Below are 16,198 nucleotides of genomic sequence, written 5' to 3'. Positions count from 1 at the left end.
GCGCAGGAAGATTTAACGGCTTATTTCGCCGAATAGCGTAGCCGATGAGCAGTCTGTGATTTTGACGGTGACGTATTGGCCTATTTCCAAATCCTCCTTTGGCACGATAACCACTTTGTTTGCGGAGTTACGACCCTTCAGGTAATCTTCGGACCGTTTGGAAACACCTTCAATAAGGATTTCCTGGTATTTCCCGATATCCATCTGGTTTCTGACCAGGGAAAGCTGGTTTTGCTTTTCAATGATTTCCTGGAGCCGTCGCTTTTTGATTTCCAACGGAATGTCGTCAGTGTATTTTTTTGCCGCGAGGGTTCCGGGACGTTCGGAATAGTAGAACATGTAAGAAAAGTCGTACTGGACCAGGTCCATCAGGCTCAGTGTATCCCGATGCTCTTCCTCGGTTTCGCTACAGAATCCTGCGATCATGTCTGATGAAATGCCGCACTCTTCTCCGAGTATTTCCCTGATTTTGGCGACCCGCTCCAGGTACCATTCCCGGTCGTAGGTTCTGTTCATCAGATCCAGTATCCGGGAGTTTCCACTTTGTACCGGTAAATGGATGTATTTGCAAATATTGTCATACCGCTTCATGGTATACAGTACCTCATCGGTAATGTCTTTCGGGTGGGAGGTAGAAAAACGTATACGTAGGCTGGGACTGATTTTTGCCACCATCTCCAAAAGACCGGCGAAATTCACAATTTGGATATGCTCCGCCTCTTTTTTATTCAACCGCGCCTTGTTGTTCTCTTCGGGCGACCATTTGTAGCTATCCACATTTTGTCCAAGAAGGGTTACTTCCTTATAGCCCTTGGCTACGAGTTCCTGTGCTTCCTTCACGATGGAGTGAGGGTCACGGCTGCGTTCCCTTCCCCGCGTGAACGGTACGACACAGAAGGAACACATATTGTCACATCCCCGCATGATGGAGATAAATGCCGAGACGCCGTTTGAATTTAGTCGTACAGGAGAGATGTCTGCATAGGTTTCTTCACGGGAGAGAAAAGTGTTTACGCCTTTTTGCCCTTCTTCTGCGGCCATTACTAGATTTGGCAGGTCACGGTAAGCATCTGGACCTACCACCACATCGACCAAGTGTTCTTCTTCCAGTAATTTTTCCTTCAATCTCTCGGCCATGCATCCCAATACGCCGATGGTGAGGTCCGGGCGGTTGGATTTGATTTGGTTAAATTGCTGAAGGCGCTTTCGGACGGTTTGTTCGGCCTTGTCCCTAATGGAACACGTGTTGAGAAAGATCACATCGGCGTTTTCAAAGGTCGCTGTGGTGTCAAACCCATTCTCTTTCATGATGGAAGCTACAATTTCGCTGTCTGAGAAATTCATCTGGCAGCCGTAGCTTTCGATGTAGAGTTTTTTTGATTTACCAGTATTTTCCTCCGCGGTCACTTTGTATTCGCATGCCTGCGCTTCGTCCGCAGGCAGTATATCGATGTCTTTTATCAGGTTATCCATGAATGTCCGTACTATGAAGGAGCAAAATTAGTAAAAATCGGACAAATTGACAGACGTTTGCTTGGATATTAATCCATCGACTGGATAATCAAGAAAAACCAGTTGTAAAAAGCCTTACCACCACGTTCAGGACGTTTTGGGCAGATATCCACAGATAGTAATTACCTTTTAACGAACAAGTCCCTTTTTCCGAAGGAAGAAAGGGACCTGAACATCAATTAATTCTCACACTTCAACCCAAGAAGTGTATGTAATTTTAAAGATACAAAAAATACTGAAAACACCAATTTATTTGTCGATACATGGGACTTAGTATTAAAAAATTTATCATAACAAAAAAGTCGTAGCTTTGGTATATGCGACAGGGCTTTTTTTGAAATGTTAGGGGCTTCTAATTATGCACTAACCTTTAAAACAAAAAAAGGGCGTTTTTGACGCCCTTTCACCGTTTACTCCTTAAATGTTGACCGACTAGGGCTCGAACCTAGACTCTTCTGAACCAAAATCAGACGTGTTGCCAGTTACACCATCGGTCAATTTTGTATCCCTTTTTGCTAAGGTGTCACAAATGTAGGATGTCTTTTTTTTTAATGCAAATTCATTTTGCTTCAATTTGCTGAATATTTTTCCCAACGGTGAGTTTCTTGGGTTTATTTGTTTTGAAATGGGGTTGTAAATCTGTAATTGTCAGTCAATTATTTGGGCAAACACCTTCTTTCAGTGTTTTTTGCCCAAAATGCGATTTTTATCATCTACCACCTGCAACCCGTCATATAACCATAAAACACCTCAAAAGGACTCTAACATAAATTACATAGGTAAGGCGTTCGCATATTTCCAACTTGCGAAAAAATTAAGCTATTTATTGCAAAAAATTCTTTCCATGCGCAAGTTCTCCTTTCTTCTTTTAGTGGTGTTGTCGTCGTTGCAGGTCCTTGGTCAAGACGTTTTTACAGGCAAGGTGTTGGATAAGCAAACGAAGGAGGAGCTTTTTGGCGCATATGTTTTTTTGAAAACGGATACGGACGAAACTCTAAGCTCCACATTCACGGATTTTGACGGTACCTTTAGCATCAAAAAGCCCAAGGAAAGCGAGTTTGTCGTCGAAATATCTTTTATCGGCTACAAGACTCTCAGGCAGAAGATGAAGGCTCCCTCTGGAAGTCAGCTTGGCACCTTTGAAATAGAAAGTGACGGGCAGGAAATGGAGGCTTTTGAAATATCCGCTGATGCCCTGGGAGGCGAAGTACGCGGCGATACCGTAGCCTTTAATGCGGCCGCCTTTAAAACACGGCCTGAAGCGGATGCCGATGAGCTTGTCCGAAAAATGCCGGGCGTCGTCATCCAAAACGGGGTGATTCAAGTACAAGGGGAAGATGTAAAGGAAATTTTGGTGGACGGCCGTCCATTCTTTGGAGACAACCCAGCCGCAGCCCTGAAGAATCTACCCGCAGAGGTAATCGAGCGGGTGGAGTTTCTGGACCGACGCAGTGATGAGTCCCAGCTCACTGGGGTGGATGACGGAGAAACCGTCAAAACCATCAACATCATCACCAAACCCGATAGGCGTGCAGGCCGCTTTGGAAAATTTTATGGAGGCTATGGAACAGACGGAAACTATCTGGCCGGCGGCAATATGAATTTCTTCAACGGCCCGAGAAGGCTGTCCATCCTCGGGTTAAGCAATAACATTAACCAGCAAAACTTTGGTGCAGATGATTTGGGTAACCTGGAAAGCGACGACAGTCGCCGGGGAGGGGGAAATGAACTGACGGTGGGCAATCTTCCCGGAATCACCAATACCAATGCACTAGGAGCAAACTTTTCCGATGAGTACTTGGATGAGAAGATGAAGGTAACGGGTAGTTACTTGTTTAACAATCGGGAAAACGTTTTGAATAGAAATTCCTCCAGGGAATACATCCTGCCAAATGATAGCTTACAGCTTTATAACGAAACTCGGTTCAACCAAACCACCACCCAAAGCCACCGGATGAATTTCCGCATCGACTATAAGATCAATGAAAAGCATGCCATCATCTTGCGTCCAAGATTCGGATACGATAAGAGCAATTCCTCCAATATTCGGGATGCGGTAAACCTATTTGACCGGGATAATCCGATCAGCCGTAACGACAATATCACGTTGAATAACCGAGAGTCCATGAATTTTGGCAATTCCTTTATCTACCGATATCGGTTTGCCAAAAAGGGTAGGGCACTTTCAGCGAGTGTCTACACGAGTACGTACGACAGCAAGAGCAACTCGGATTTGATCGCGGTGAATGAAAACTTCCTAAACAACAACCTGGATAGCCTGATACAGTTTCGGAATAATACTTACAACAGTACCTACTACAGCGCCAGCCTAAACTACTTCGAACCTCTTAGTGAAAAGTCTAATCTAAGGTTCAATTACCGGATTTCAAACAACCTCTCCGATACCGATCAGCAGGTGACTGCCCAGGAACAGGAAAGCGGAATCATACGCTTAGATAGCGCGCTCACCAATATGTTTGAAAATAGCTACATGACGCAATGGGCAGGCTTAGGGTACAGTTTTAGGTCGGAGAAGGTATCTATATATTCCAATTTTAATTTGCAGTCTGCAAAAATAGATAGTGACCGCCTCTTTCCCGGTTTTGAAAACACACAGCGTGAGTTTACCAACTTTCTTCCTCGGGTAGTGGTAAATTACCAAGTAGGCGAACTAAGCAGCCTCCGGATCGACTACAATACCCAGACAACCGCACCGACCATCCGCCAGCTTCAGGATGTAATCAGCAACGCCAACCCCCTTCAGGTATCGAACGGTAATCCAGACCTTGACCAAGAGTTTAGTCACCGCATGTTCATCCGTTTCCGTCGGATCAACCCGGAGACCAACCGCTCCTTCATGGTATTCCTGTATGGTAACTTCCGAAATGACTTCATCGGTAACGAGACCTTTGTAGCAAATAGAGACACGCTACTCCAAGGCGAGGTGCTGCTTCCCCAGGGCGGGCAATTCAGCCGTCCGGTTAATTTGGATAACTATTGGTTTTACAGGGGATACATGAGTTATGGCTTTCCGCTTCGATTTATGAAGAGCAATATTAGCCTCAATTCAGGTATCCGGACAAACAATCGTCCCGGAATCATCAATGGAACCAAGAACTTCAACCGCAATACCGGTTTATCCCAAGGGATCAATCTAAGTAGCAATATCAACGAACGGGTAGATTTCAATCTATCCACTACCGGTAACTATACCATGGTAAGAAGTAGTCTCCAGCCGGATTTGGACAACAATTTTTACACACACAATACCCGGGCGGATCTCTTTTGGAACTTTGTAGGTGGCGTATTCATAGGAGGCAGTGCCAATCACTTGGTTTATTCTGGCCTGGGAGAGGATTTCGATCAATCGATCTTACTGGCAAATTTGGAGGTTGGATTTCGCATTCCACCCAGTAGAAAGACGGAAATCAAGCTGACCGTGTTTGACTTATTGAATCAAAACACCAGCATAGACCGAAATGTGACCGACGTGTTTATCGAAGATGTAAGAACCCAGGTGTTGCGTCAGTATTTTATGCTTACGCTGACTTATAACCTTCGGAGGTTTGGAGGGTATAATATGAACATGTAAATTCAGTTTGGGAATCGAGACCCAAGGTCGGGAGAAAGCAGAAAACCTGTCGCCATAGACACTACTTATGGCAGATTTAGAAATGCAGGAAGGGAGTTGGAAAAAGAAAAAACCTGGCCGTCGGTTGACCAGGTTTTTTCTTTTTTTTATGGATGATCTTTTACCCAGTTTTTAGCGTTGATAAATGCCTCTATCCAGGGCGTAAGCAGCTTGCCCTGGAGCTGCTCGCCGGTGTACGGCCAGTTCCATGTAAACAGGGAGCGCTCTATATGGGGCATGATTGCGAGGTGTCTGCCATCTTCAGAGACAATACCAGCTGTAGCATGATCGGAACCGTTCGGATTTCCGGGGTATGCTGAATAGCTGTACTGTAAGGCAAAGTGGTAGGAGTCTTTCGGTTGGGGTAAGTGAAACTTTCCTTCACCGTGTGCTACCCATACCCCTAGGCGTTGGCCTGATAGGGATCCAAACATCACCGACTTATTTTCCGGAACCGTCACATTGACAAAGGAAGATTCAAATTTGTGGCTTGTATTGTGCAGCATTTTGGCTGCGTTGGTGGCTTCCGGGTAGATCAATCCCAATTCCACCATTAGCTGGCACCCGTTACAGACTCCTAAACTGAGCGTGTTCTTTCGGGCATAGAAATTGTCGAGCGCCTGCTTGGCTTTTTCGTTGTAGAGGAATGCGCCTGCCCAGCCCTTTGCAGAACCGAGTACATCCGAATTGGAGAATCCTCCCACAAACACAATCATGTGGACGTCTTCAAGGTTTTCCCTCCCAGCTATTAAATCGGTCATGTGGATATCCTTCACATCAAATCCAGCTAGCCACAGCGCATAAGCCATCTCCCGATCTCCGTTTACACCTTTTTCGCGAATGATGGCTGCCTTGATGCCACTCGCACCTTGACGGTTTGGGCTAATCCCCAGGCTGTCATATGTACCACTCCAAGCCGGTGCAATGGAATAATACAGTTCCTGCTGGGCAAAATTCTCAAAACGCTCTTTGGCTAGGGTGGGACCGCTTTGCTTTCGGTCCAATAGGTAGGAGGAAGTAAACCATATACTACGAAGTTCTGAAATGGACAGGGTTTCCTTTGCCGATTCGAGCCGTAGGACACCCGCTTTGTTTACCTTTCCGATCGTTCGGGCTGTTAGTCCGGATTGGGTTAGCCTGTCTGTCAGCGCGAGGTTTGCGTCTACTTGGATCAGCACACCCGGATTTTCGGAAAACAGTACCTTTACCAGGTCGGCGGGGAAGGAAGAAAGATCCACGTCAATGCCCAAGTCAAGCGTGGGGAAGCACATTTCTAAGAGGGCGGTGATCAGACCGCCCGAGGAAATGTCGTGTCCTGCCAGGATGTTATTTTCCAAGATAAGTGTCTGAATCTCAGTAAACGCTTTTTTGAAATAGGCAGCATCTGCCACGTCCGGCACGGTTTGACCTAATTGGTTCAATACCTGGGCTAGGCTACTGCCGCCCAGTTGCAGTTCTTCTGCCGAAAAGTCTATCCAGATAATTTCTGTGTTTGGCCGATCCTTCAAATCAGGCGTTACTACGCGTTGAATGTCCGAACATTCGCCCACGGTGGAAATAATAACGGTACCTGGTGAAAAAACCGTTTGGCCGTTGGGGTATTTCTGGGTCATAGACAGTGAGTCTTTACCCGTTGGAATATTGATGCCCAAGGCTATCGCAAAATCACTAACTGCCTCCACCGCCCGGTATAGGCGGTCGTTTTCTCCGGTGTTTTTGGCGGGCCACATCCAGTTTGCACTCAGCGAAACACCCTGCAATCCATCTTCCACAGGAGCCCAAACCAGGTTGGTCAAGGCCTCGGCAATCGCGAGCCGGGAACCCTTTGCGGGGTCGGCCAATGCGGCTACAGGAGCGTGGCCAATAGAAGTGGCAATGCCACGGTTGCTGCTGAAGTCCAATGCCATTACCGCAACGTTGTTCAACGGCAGTTGTATGGGTCCGGTGGTCTGCTGTTTGGCCACTCTGCCCGTCACCGAGCGGTCCACCTTATTGGTCAACCAATCTTTACAGGCCACTGCCTCCAATTGCAGTACTTCGTGGAGATATGCAAGCCATTTTGTAGAGTCGTATTGCAGGGGTGCAAAATTGCTGCTATGGGTTTCGTCTTCCAGAATGGTCTTAGGGGATGACCCAAACATATGGGAAAGCTCCCAGTCAACCGGTTTTTCTCCAGTCTTTCTGTTTTCGAACGTGAAACGCATGTCTCCGGTGGTTTCACCTACTTGGTAAAAAGGAGCCCGCTCCCGGTCCGCGATCCGCTGCAATGTTTCAGCATCTTCCTTCCTGATCACCAGGCCCATGCGTTCCTGGGATTCATTGCCAATGATCTCTTTAGCCGACAGCGTAGGATCTCCCACAGGGAGTTGGTCTATGAATATTGTTCCGCCGGTTTCCTCTACCAGTTCAGACAGGCAGTTGAGGTGTCCACCCGCACCATGGTCGTGGATGGATATTACAGGATTTTTGTCGCTTTCTGCCATGGCCCGGATGACATTCGCTACCCTTTTTTGCATTTCGGGATTTGAACGTTGCACGGCATTGAGTTCGATGGCGTTACTGAATTGACCGGTATTTACCGAGGATACGGCACTACCGCCCATTCCGATCCGGTAGTTGTCTCCTCCCATTACCACGATCTGATCTCCCTTAGCGGGCGTGTGCTTGAGACTATAGGGTGCCCGGGTGAATCCCACCCCCCCGGCCAGCATGATCACCTTATCAAAGCCGTAGTGTTGGTTGTTTTCGGCGTGTTCAAAGGTGAGCACACTTCCGCAGATGAGCGGTTGTCCGAACTTGTTGCCAAAGTCGCTGGCACCATTGGAAGCTTTGATCAGGATTTCTTCAGGACTCTGGTAGAGCCATTTTCTGGGTTGAAGGTTTTTTTCCCAAGAGCGGTTTTCCTCCGAGCGGGCGTAGGCGGTCATGTATACAGCCGTGCCCGCCAAAGGAATAGAAGCGGTGCCCCCCGCTAGTCTATCCCTGATTTCCCCGCCTGTCCCGGTGGCTGCCCCGTTAAAGGGCTCTACGGTAGTGGGGAAATTGTGCGTTTCGGCTTTGAGTGAAATGACGGTGTCAATGGGAGTTGTTTCAAAAAAGTCGGCCTTATCCTGCGTTTTGGGAGCAAATTGCACGGCTTGGGGTCCCTTTACAAAGGCCACGTTGTCTTTGTAGGCGGATACAATGCGGTTTGGATTTTTCTTTGAGGTCTTCTTGATCAGCTGAAACAGGGTCTCTGCTTTGTCTTCTCCGTTTATGCGGAAGGTGCCATTGAAGATCTTATGACGGCAATGTTCGGAATTAACCTGGCTAAAGCCAAATACCTCGCTATCTGTCAGCGGTCGACCAAGCTGCTTGCTTACTTCCTCAAGATAGGCTATTTCTTCTGCGCTGAGAGCCAATCCCTCCGCCTCATTGTACGTTGCAATATTCTCTATGTGGATGACTGGTTCCGGCTGGATGGCAATGGAAAAAATATCCTGGTCCAATCCTTTGTAGCGAGCCTGTAGCATCGGGTCAAAGGATTGTTCGGTATCCACCCGCTCAAATTGTTCGATGCGGCTAATGCCTCTCAATCCCATATTGGCGGTAATTTCCACGGCGTTGGTGGACCATGGAGTGATCATTTCCTTTCGTGGACCAACAAAAATCCCCTCAATCGCTTTTTGTGCAAGTCGCTTGGCATTGCCAAACAGCCAGGTCAACCGCTCTGTTTCCTCGGGCGTGAAATCTTGGGCTGTATGTAGCGCGTAAAAGGTTTTTTCTGTGGATTGGAAAAAGATAATCATAGCTGAATGGATTGAATAGCGAGATTTTTGAGCCACAAAGGTAAGAAAAGGGTGGAAAATACGGTATGTGAATTTCTAACTATTTGAAAGAGCCACAAAGCGTTTGCGATCTCTGTTCATTTTTGTGTCAGTGTGATTCATTTATGTTCGATTTCGAACAACTAAAAAAAGGTTTCCGTAGCTGATTTAGGTGCAGGGACCGTCAGCAAAACAACTTACAGGATATTTTTTTCAGACTCAGAAAAATAGATCAGATAAATGGTGAGGCTGAACTTTTGTAGATATAAAATGTGGATATTTGTTCAATTTTAGAATAAATAGTGGTAAAATGGGCCTGATTCGATAGTTCAAAAAGCAAATATTCTGTAAAAAACTACGGAAACTTTGAACCTTCCGTGGGTTTCCAGAGTTTTTGGTCTGATATTTACGAGACGAAACGAATTGGAAACAAGAGATAAGATAATCGCAGTGGCGATTCGGGAGTTTTCAGCCGCCGGGATCAAATCGGTTACGATGGATCGGATAGCCAGAGAGGCCGGAATTTCAAAGAAGACCATATACCAGGAATTCAAAGATAAGAAAGAACTGGTTTATGAGACTTTTTTTCGGGAACTGGAAAAAAATGCCTGCAAACTCAAAGATATGGAGGTGGATGCAGATGGTGTTATCGAGCACCTTATTGAGTTTTCGAGGTTTCTACGAGAGCGGTTTACGGATATGCACCCGATGGTGTTGAATGAGATCAAAAGGTATTACCCAGAGAGTTGGGCCCTTTTTGAGCAGTTCAAGGAAGAATATGCCATCCGGAATTTAGAGGATTTGATGGAAAGAGGGAAAGCGCTGGGGTATTTCAGGCCCGAAATCAACTCCCGGTTATTGGCACTGATGCGCCTGGAACAGATATCTTTATTGCTGGACCCGTCCAGATTTAATCCTGTGAAAGTAAACTTGGGCGAAATCCAACTACAGATGTTTGAACATTTCCTATATGGGATATTTACCGAAAAAGGAAGAGTAGCCTATCAAGAACAGATGAACCATCAGCTTTAACAAACATGATACACAAACGACCCTTAATTTTATTTCTAGGCATGCTGCTTTGGTATATACCGGGCAGTCTTTTTGCGCAGGAGACGATTCGTCTTACGCTGGAAGAGAGTATCCGCTACGCATTGGAAAACAACGTGGAGGCCAAGAATGCCCAATTGGAAGTGCTGATTTCGAAAGGAATTATTGGCGAGCAGCGGGCTCAAGGATTACCACAAATAAACAGTACGTTGGAATTTACCAAGAACCTTCAGCCACCATTGATCATTTTGCCGGCAGAGGCGGGTGATTTCCTGGGGGGCGGCGGAGAAGGTGATCCAAATGGGCCGCCACCTAGCGAGCAGCCGTCGGATGTAACGGTTATTCCGTTTGCGGTGAATTACCAGTCGAGTTTGACTTCCACGGTGGAGCAGATGATTTTCAACGGGTCCTACTTTGTCGGATTGAAGGCCGCGAGAACCCTCAAGCAGTTGACGGATTTTGACAAGGAAAAGGCAGAGATAGATGTGGTTGAAAACGTCAAAAAGGCCTACTATACCGTGTTGGTAAACGAAGAGCGGAAGGGTTTGATAGAAAGTAATATGAAGCGGCTAAAGCAGCTGATGGACGAGACCACTGCGATGTACGAGGCCGGATTTGCTGAGAAATTGGACATATCCCGGATTAAGGTACAGTACAACAATGTGTCTACGGAGTTTGACAGGTTGATTTCCGCTATTGAGGTCAGTAAGCAACTGTTGAAATTGCAGCTTGGGGTTCCCTTCGAATACGAAGTGTTTTTGGAAGAGTCGCTGGATAACCTGGCTTTGGAAGATGGGGCGGTCTTTTCGCTGTTGGAGGGTGAGATATCCAATCGGGTAGAAATCAACCAACTGGAGAAAAACATCGAGCTGGCCACGTTGGACCTGAAAAACAACCAAGTACAGTACATTCCCAACGTGACGGCTTTTGGGACCTTTCAGCGGGTTACAGGTGCGCAGAATTTTCGAAATGTGTACCAAGCGGATCGCTGGTTTTCTTCCTCCTTTGCCGGGCTTAGGGTAAGCATTCCGGTGTTTGACGGACTTCGTAAAAGTTATGCAATCCAACAGAATAGGGTTCAGATCAGACAGTTGGAAAACCTGAAGTTCAATACAGAGCAAAGCATCAAAATAGAGGCGCTTCAATCCAAGCAAAATTTAAAGAACGCCATCAAGGCTCTAGAGGTACAGCGTGAAAACAGAGAGCTTGCCAGCGAAGTATTTAACATGACCAAGATCAAATATCAGGAGGGAGTAGGGTCTAACTTTGAGTTGGTCGAAGCCGACGCAGCACTGAAGGAGGCCGAAACCAATTATTATTCGGCTTTGTACGATGCGCTGATCGCTCAGGTAGAGGTTGAAAAATCATTGGGTATTTTAAAGTAACCGCAAATCACAAACCAAACCATAGGATAGAGCAGGATTCAGTCTTCCATCGCTGAAGGCGTACCTTTCACTGCAAAGTCCATAACCTGCCGATAGGCAGGCATACCACCAAACAAAGACAATTATTAAAAGATGAAAACCTATCATTTATTTTTACTAGTCGGTCTTCTGACCATTTCCATTGCCTGTGAAAAGAAGGGCGACGAGCTGTCAGAGAAAAAATCGGAACTGGAGCGCTACCAAAAAGAGGCAGCGGAGTTAAAGGTCAAGATGGATGCATTGGTAGCTGAAATTGCTGCTTTGGACCCTACGTATGGCAGGTCCCAGCGTAAGGAGGTGCTGATAACTACCGTGACTCCACGGAGGGGATACTTCTCTCACTTTGTCGAAGTTACCGGTTCGGTTCTTTCCAAGAAAAATGTGAATATCAGTGCAGAAGTCGCTGGTCGCATTCAGGAGGTATCTGCCGTTGAAGGAATGCAAGTGAAGAGAGGGCAGGTATTGGCCCGAATTGATGCGGAATCTGTGGACCGAAACATCGATGAACTTCGTAGCCAGTTGGAGTTGGCAGAAGTACTGTACGAACGCCAGAAGAGGCTTTGGGATCAGCAAATTGGAACGGAGATTCAGTTCCTGGAGGTTAAAAACCGAAAGGAAAACCTAGAGAAGTCTCTGGCTTCCCTACAAACTCAAAAAGATCGGACGGTGGTTCGGGCTCCCTTTGACGGAACCGTGGAAAGTGTCATGGTTAGATTAGGTGAGCTGGTGCAGCCAGGGTCTCCTATGCTAAACTTTGTAGGCGAGAGTGATTTATTTATCGAGGGAGATGTTTCTGAAAAATACGTCGGGGTTTTGCAGCGAGGAGATTCTGTCGAGGTTATTTTCCCGTCCATTGATCGGCGATTGGAAACCAAGGTAAGTGCGGTGGGTGCGGTCATCAATCCCAATAACCGAACCTTTAAAGTAGAGGTATTTCTTCCATCCATGCCGTTGGTGAAGCCAAACATGATCTCTGTACTCCGGATCAATGATTATCACCGAGACGATGCAGTAGTGGTACCCAGCTACCTGATCTTGCAGGATAACAATGGTGATTACGTTTTTGTAGTGGAGCAGGGCAATGCTGTGAAACGCTACTTGAAACGAGGAATGACCCAAGGTGATCAGACAGAGGTGCTCGAAGGATTGGAGGGGAATGAGCAGCTTGTAGACAAGGGATTCCGAGAAGTTGGAAACAACACGCCCGTAAAAATTGCTACCACTTAAGATTACATTATGGAGCAGAGAAATAAGAAAGAGGTGACAAGGGAGTTTGGCCTGTCTACCTTGGCTGTCAGTAACCGAACATCGGTGGTGATCTTGACGTTTATCATCGCATTTTTGGGCATAATGGCTTATACTACCATGCCAAAGGAAAGCTTTCCGGAGGTGGTGATACCGACTGTGTATGTAGGTACAGCTTATCCGGGGAATTCACCCGTGGATATGGAGAATTTGATTACCAGACCGATTGAAAAAGAGCTGAAGTCAATCAACAATATCAAGGACATTCGCTCCACCTCCGTGCAGGATTTTTCGTCGATTGTGGTTGAGTTTAATCCTAATGTGGATATCTCCAAGGCGTTACAGGATGTCAAGGACGCAGTAGATAAGTCGAAAAGTGAGCTGCCGACCGACTTGGATCGCGATCCGGATGTGTTAGAAATAAATACGTCGGATTTCCCGATCATGAACATCAATATATCCGGTGATTACTCGGAAGTTGAGCTGAAGAAATTTGGAGAATTTCTAGAGGATGAAATTGAGAAATTGCCGCAAGTATCCAAGGCTGAACTGCGTGGAACCGTGGAACGAGAAATCCGCATCGATGCCGATATCTTTAAGATGGAGGCGATGGGCGTTACCTTCTCGGATATATCAGATGCCGTAAGGGCTGAGAACATCACCATCTCCGGAGGAAATTTGCTTTCAGGGGACTTTCGGAGGTCACTACGAATTACGGGAGAATTTGCTGCAGCCCGAGAGATAGAGGATGTGATCGTCAAAACCGAGGAGAGTAAGATAGTCTACGTTCGTGACGTTGCCGTTGTACGGGATACCTTCAAGGAACGGGAAAGCTATGCACGCAGCAAGCAACTGCCGGTAGTGACGGTGAATGTGGTCAAGCGAAGTGGCGAAAACCTGTTGGATGCTTCAGATGAAATCAAGAAGATCATAGACAAGGCAAAAGCTCAGCGTTTTCCAGATGATTTGGAGATATCTATCACCAACGATCAATCCAAAACGACCCGCGCCCAGGTGAAAGATCTGGAAAACAGCATCATCTTGGGAGTTATCTTTGTGGTGTTGGTTCTCATGTTTTTCTTGGGATTTCGGAATGCACTGTTTGTGGGCATCGCCATTCCGCTATCTATGTTCATTTCCTTTTTGGTGTTGAATGCATTTGGAATCACACTGAATTTGATGGTGTTGTTTTCGCTTATTTTGGCGTTGGGAATGCTGGTAGACAATGGCATCGTAGTGGTGGAGAATATTTACCGCTTGATGCAGGAAGGCAAGTCATCGATTCAGGCAGCGAAGGAAGGAGTGGGAGAAGTGGCGTGGCCGATTATTACCTCTACAGCGACTACTTTGGCGGCCTTTCTGCCATTGGCATTTTGGGATGATATTGTGGGCGAGTTCATGAAGTATTTACCCATTACCTTGATTGTGGTGCTATCCTCGTCCCTGTTTGTGGCACTGGTGATCAATCCGGTTCTCACGGCTATGTACATGAAGGTGCAGGATCTGACCAAGGATAAGCCAAAGAAAAAGCAGGTTACTTTTGCTGCTATTTCGGCACTATTGGGGGTACTGCTGTATTTCCCTGGCTACATGATTCTGGCCAATTCTCTCGTGTTGATTGCTTTGCTGACCTTGGTAAACGTATTTCTCATGCGAAGGGCAATCGTTTGGTTTCAAAACGTATTTCTCGCTGCATTGGAGAATTTCTATGAGAAGACGTTGGTCGTGGCACTGAAAGGCAAAAACCCCTTCCTCTTTTTTGGAGGCACCGTTCTGCTGTTGGTGTTTTCCATCTTTTTATTGGGTGTAAGAGCTCCTCAGGTCCTTTTCTTTCCGGATAACCAACCGGCACTGGTGAACATTTATTTGGAGAAACCCATCGGGACGGATATCGAATCCACCAATTCATTGGTCAAGGATTTTGAGCATCAGCTTTCGCAGGTCCTTGCTCCTTACGGGCACATCATCGAGTCGGTGATCACCCAGATAGGGGAGGGTACCGGTGATGCGATGGAAGGACCAAGTGGTGCAGCTACGCCTCACAAAGCAAAGGTAACCCTGGCTTTCGTAGAGTATCAATTCCGGGAGGGAATCAATACGAACCGGATCATGGATGAAATCAGGGATCTAGCAGAGGGGTTTCCGGGCGTTCAAATTACCGTTGGCAAGCAGGCTGCGGGACCTCCGGTAGGCAAGCCAATTAACATTGAAATTAGCGGAGAGGTATTTGAGAATCTGGTTGAGTTTGTGACCGATGCCCGTACCATTATCAACGAAGCAAATATTGAAGGTATTGAAGAGTTGAAGTCTGATCTGGAATCGGGCAATCCGGAGTTGATTGTAAATATCAACCGAGAGAATGCACGACGATTCGGATTGTCTACAAATACGATTGCCACAGAGCTGCGTACAGCCTTGTTCGGTCTGGAGGTCTCCAAATACAAAGAAGGAGAGGACGACTATCCCATCCAGTTGCGGCTTGCAGACGAGCATCGCTATGACGTAGCAGCACTGATAAACAAGAAGATTAACTTTCGGGATAAATTTGGTAACCTGAAGGAGATTCCGATTTCAGCCGTTGCGGATTTGGAATATAGCTCCACGTTTGGATCCGTCAAGCGAAAGGACCTAAACCGGGTGATCACCCTGTCTTCGAACGTGACCGATGGCTACAATGCAACGGAGATCAATCAGCGCATTCAGGCCTTGTTCAATAACGTGGAGGTTCCAGATGGCATAACGGTTCGATTTACCGGAGAACAAGAGGAGCAGGCCAAGTCTGCGGAGTTTCTTACCAGGGCGTTACTAATAGCGATTTCTGTTATTTTCCTGATCATCGTGGCACAATTTAATTCCATTGCCAGTCCGTTTATTATCATGGGTTCAGTTGTATTCAGTACAATTGGCGTGTTTTTGGGCCTAGTTGCCTTTAACATGGATTTTGTGATCATCATGACAGGGATCGGGATCATCTCTCTCGCAGGAGTAGTGGTGAACAATGCCATCGTACTAATTGATTATACCAATTTGGTCAGAGAACGGAAACGGGAAGAGCTGGGTATTCAAGAAGGAGAGTTCCTTCCCTATGAGGACCTGTTGGGCAGTATCATACAGGGAGGAAAGACGAGATTGCGGCCTGTGTTACTTACTGCGATCACCACGGTGTTGGGATTGATCCCCCTTGCGCTGGGAATGAATATTAACTTCAGTACCCTGATGTCTTCGTTTGACCCACAATTCTATACAGGAGGAGACAACGCAGATTTTTGGGGCCCCATGGCTTGGACAGTAATTTTTGGTCTAACCTTTGCTACCTTTTTAACGTTAGTAATAGTACCGGTGATGTACTTGCTGACAGACAAAGTTAGCATGGCCTTCAGACGGCTAAAATAAGATTTTATTAAAGGTTGGTGGTTTTTTAAGTGTTCAAACCCCAAGGATATTGTCCTTGGGGTTTTTTACGTATGTTGGATTTTTATAGCAGGTTGTTAATTTATTGAAGAACTTTACTGAATGGATTTCCTTTCGGA

General features: G+C 46.5%; 7 protein-coding genes and 1 tRNA gene. 5 read left to right on the top strand and 3 right to left on the bottom strand.

Translation table 11 applies throughout. The annotated features are described in order from the left end of the window. Positions 1-12: 12 nt before the first annotated feature. Together miaB and JJU34_RS15930 are read right to left on the bottom strand one after the other, a co-directional pair. On the bottom strand, positions 13-1,473 hold the full coding sequence (miaB, locus tag JJU34_RS15935; RefSeq protein ID WP_228693395.1) for a tRNA (N6-isopentenyl adenosine(37)-C2)-methylthiotransferase MiaB: 1,461 nt from the start codon (positions 1,471-1,473) through the stop codon (positions 13-15). A gap of 463 nt (positions 1,474-1,936) precedes the next feature. Then, a tRNA-Gln gene (locus JJU34_RS15930) sits at positions 1,937-2,009 on the bottom strand. A gap of 347 nt (positions 2,010-2,356) precedes the next feature. Here JJU34_RS15930 and JJU34_RS15925 point away from each other — a divergent pair. Then, entirely contained in the window at positions 2,357-5,104 is a 2,748-nt protein-coding gene (locus JJU34_RS15925; protein WP_228693394.1) for an outer membrane beta-barrel protein, read from the top strand. Positions 5,105-5,250: 146 nt separating this feature from the next. Here the strand turns inward: JJU34_RS15925 and purL are convergent, their stop codons facing one another. Beyond that, complete coding sequence (purL, locus tag JJU34_RS15920; RefSeq protein ID WP_301005389.1) at positions 5,251-8,931, bottom strand: phosphoribosylformylglycinamidine synthase; 3,681 nt, start codon at positions 8,929-8,931, stop codon at positions 5,251-5,253. Between the two features lie 384 nt (positions 8,932-9,315). On the opposite strand from purL, the gene JJU34_RS15915 reads away from it, so the two are divergent. The 4 genes from JJU34_RS15915 (at position 9,316) to JJU34_RS15900 (ending at position 16,061) form a co-directional block, all read left to right on the top strand. After that, positions 9,316-9,981, top strand: a complete 666-nt coding sequence (locus JJU34_RS15915; protein WP_366512721.1) for a TetR/AcrR family transcriptional regulator — start codon at positions 9,316-9,318, stop codon at positions 9,979-9,981. A 5-nt stretch (positions 9,982-9,986) separates the two neighbouring features. Next, positions 9,987-11,384 carry a TolC family protein gene (locus JJU34_RS15910; RefSeq protein ID WP_228693392.1) on the top strand — a complete coding sequence of 466 codons (1,398 nt, stop codon included), beginning with the start codon at positions 9,987-9,989 and terminating at the stop codon, positions 11,382-11,384. A 132-nt stretch (positions 11,385-11,516) separates the two neighbouring features. Then, positions 11,517-12,650, top strand: coding sequence for an efflux RND transporter periplasmic adaptor subunit (locus JJU34_RS15905; RefSeq protein WP_228693391.1), 1,134 nt, complete (start codon positions 11,517-11,519; stop codon positions 12,648-12,650). A gap of 9 nt (positions 12,651-12,659) precedes the next feature. Then, positions 12,660-16,061: an efflux RND transporter permease subunit gene (locus tag JJU34_RS15900; RefSeq protein WP_228693390.1), complete on the top strand. Its 3,402-nt coding sequence runs from the start codon at positions 12,660-12,662 to the stop codon at positions 16,059-16,061. Positions 16,062-16,198 lie beyond the last annotated feature (137 nt).

The organism is Lunatimonas sp. (assembly GCF_020832325.1).
Classification (GTDB): domain Bacteria; phylum Bacteroidota; class Bacteroidia; order Cytophagales; family Cyclobacteriaceae; genus Lunatimonas.
Note: the sequence above shows the minus strand (reverse complement) of the source record. Positions and strands in the feature narration are given on the sequence as shown.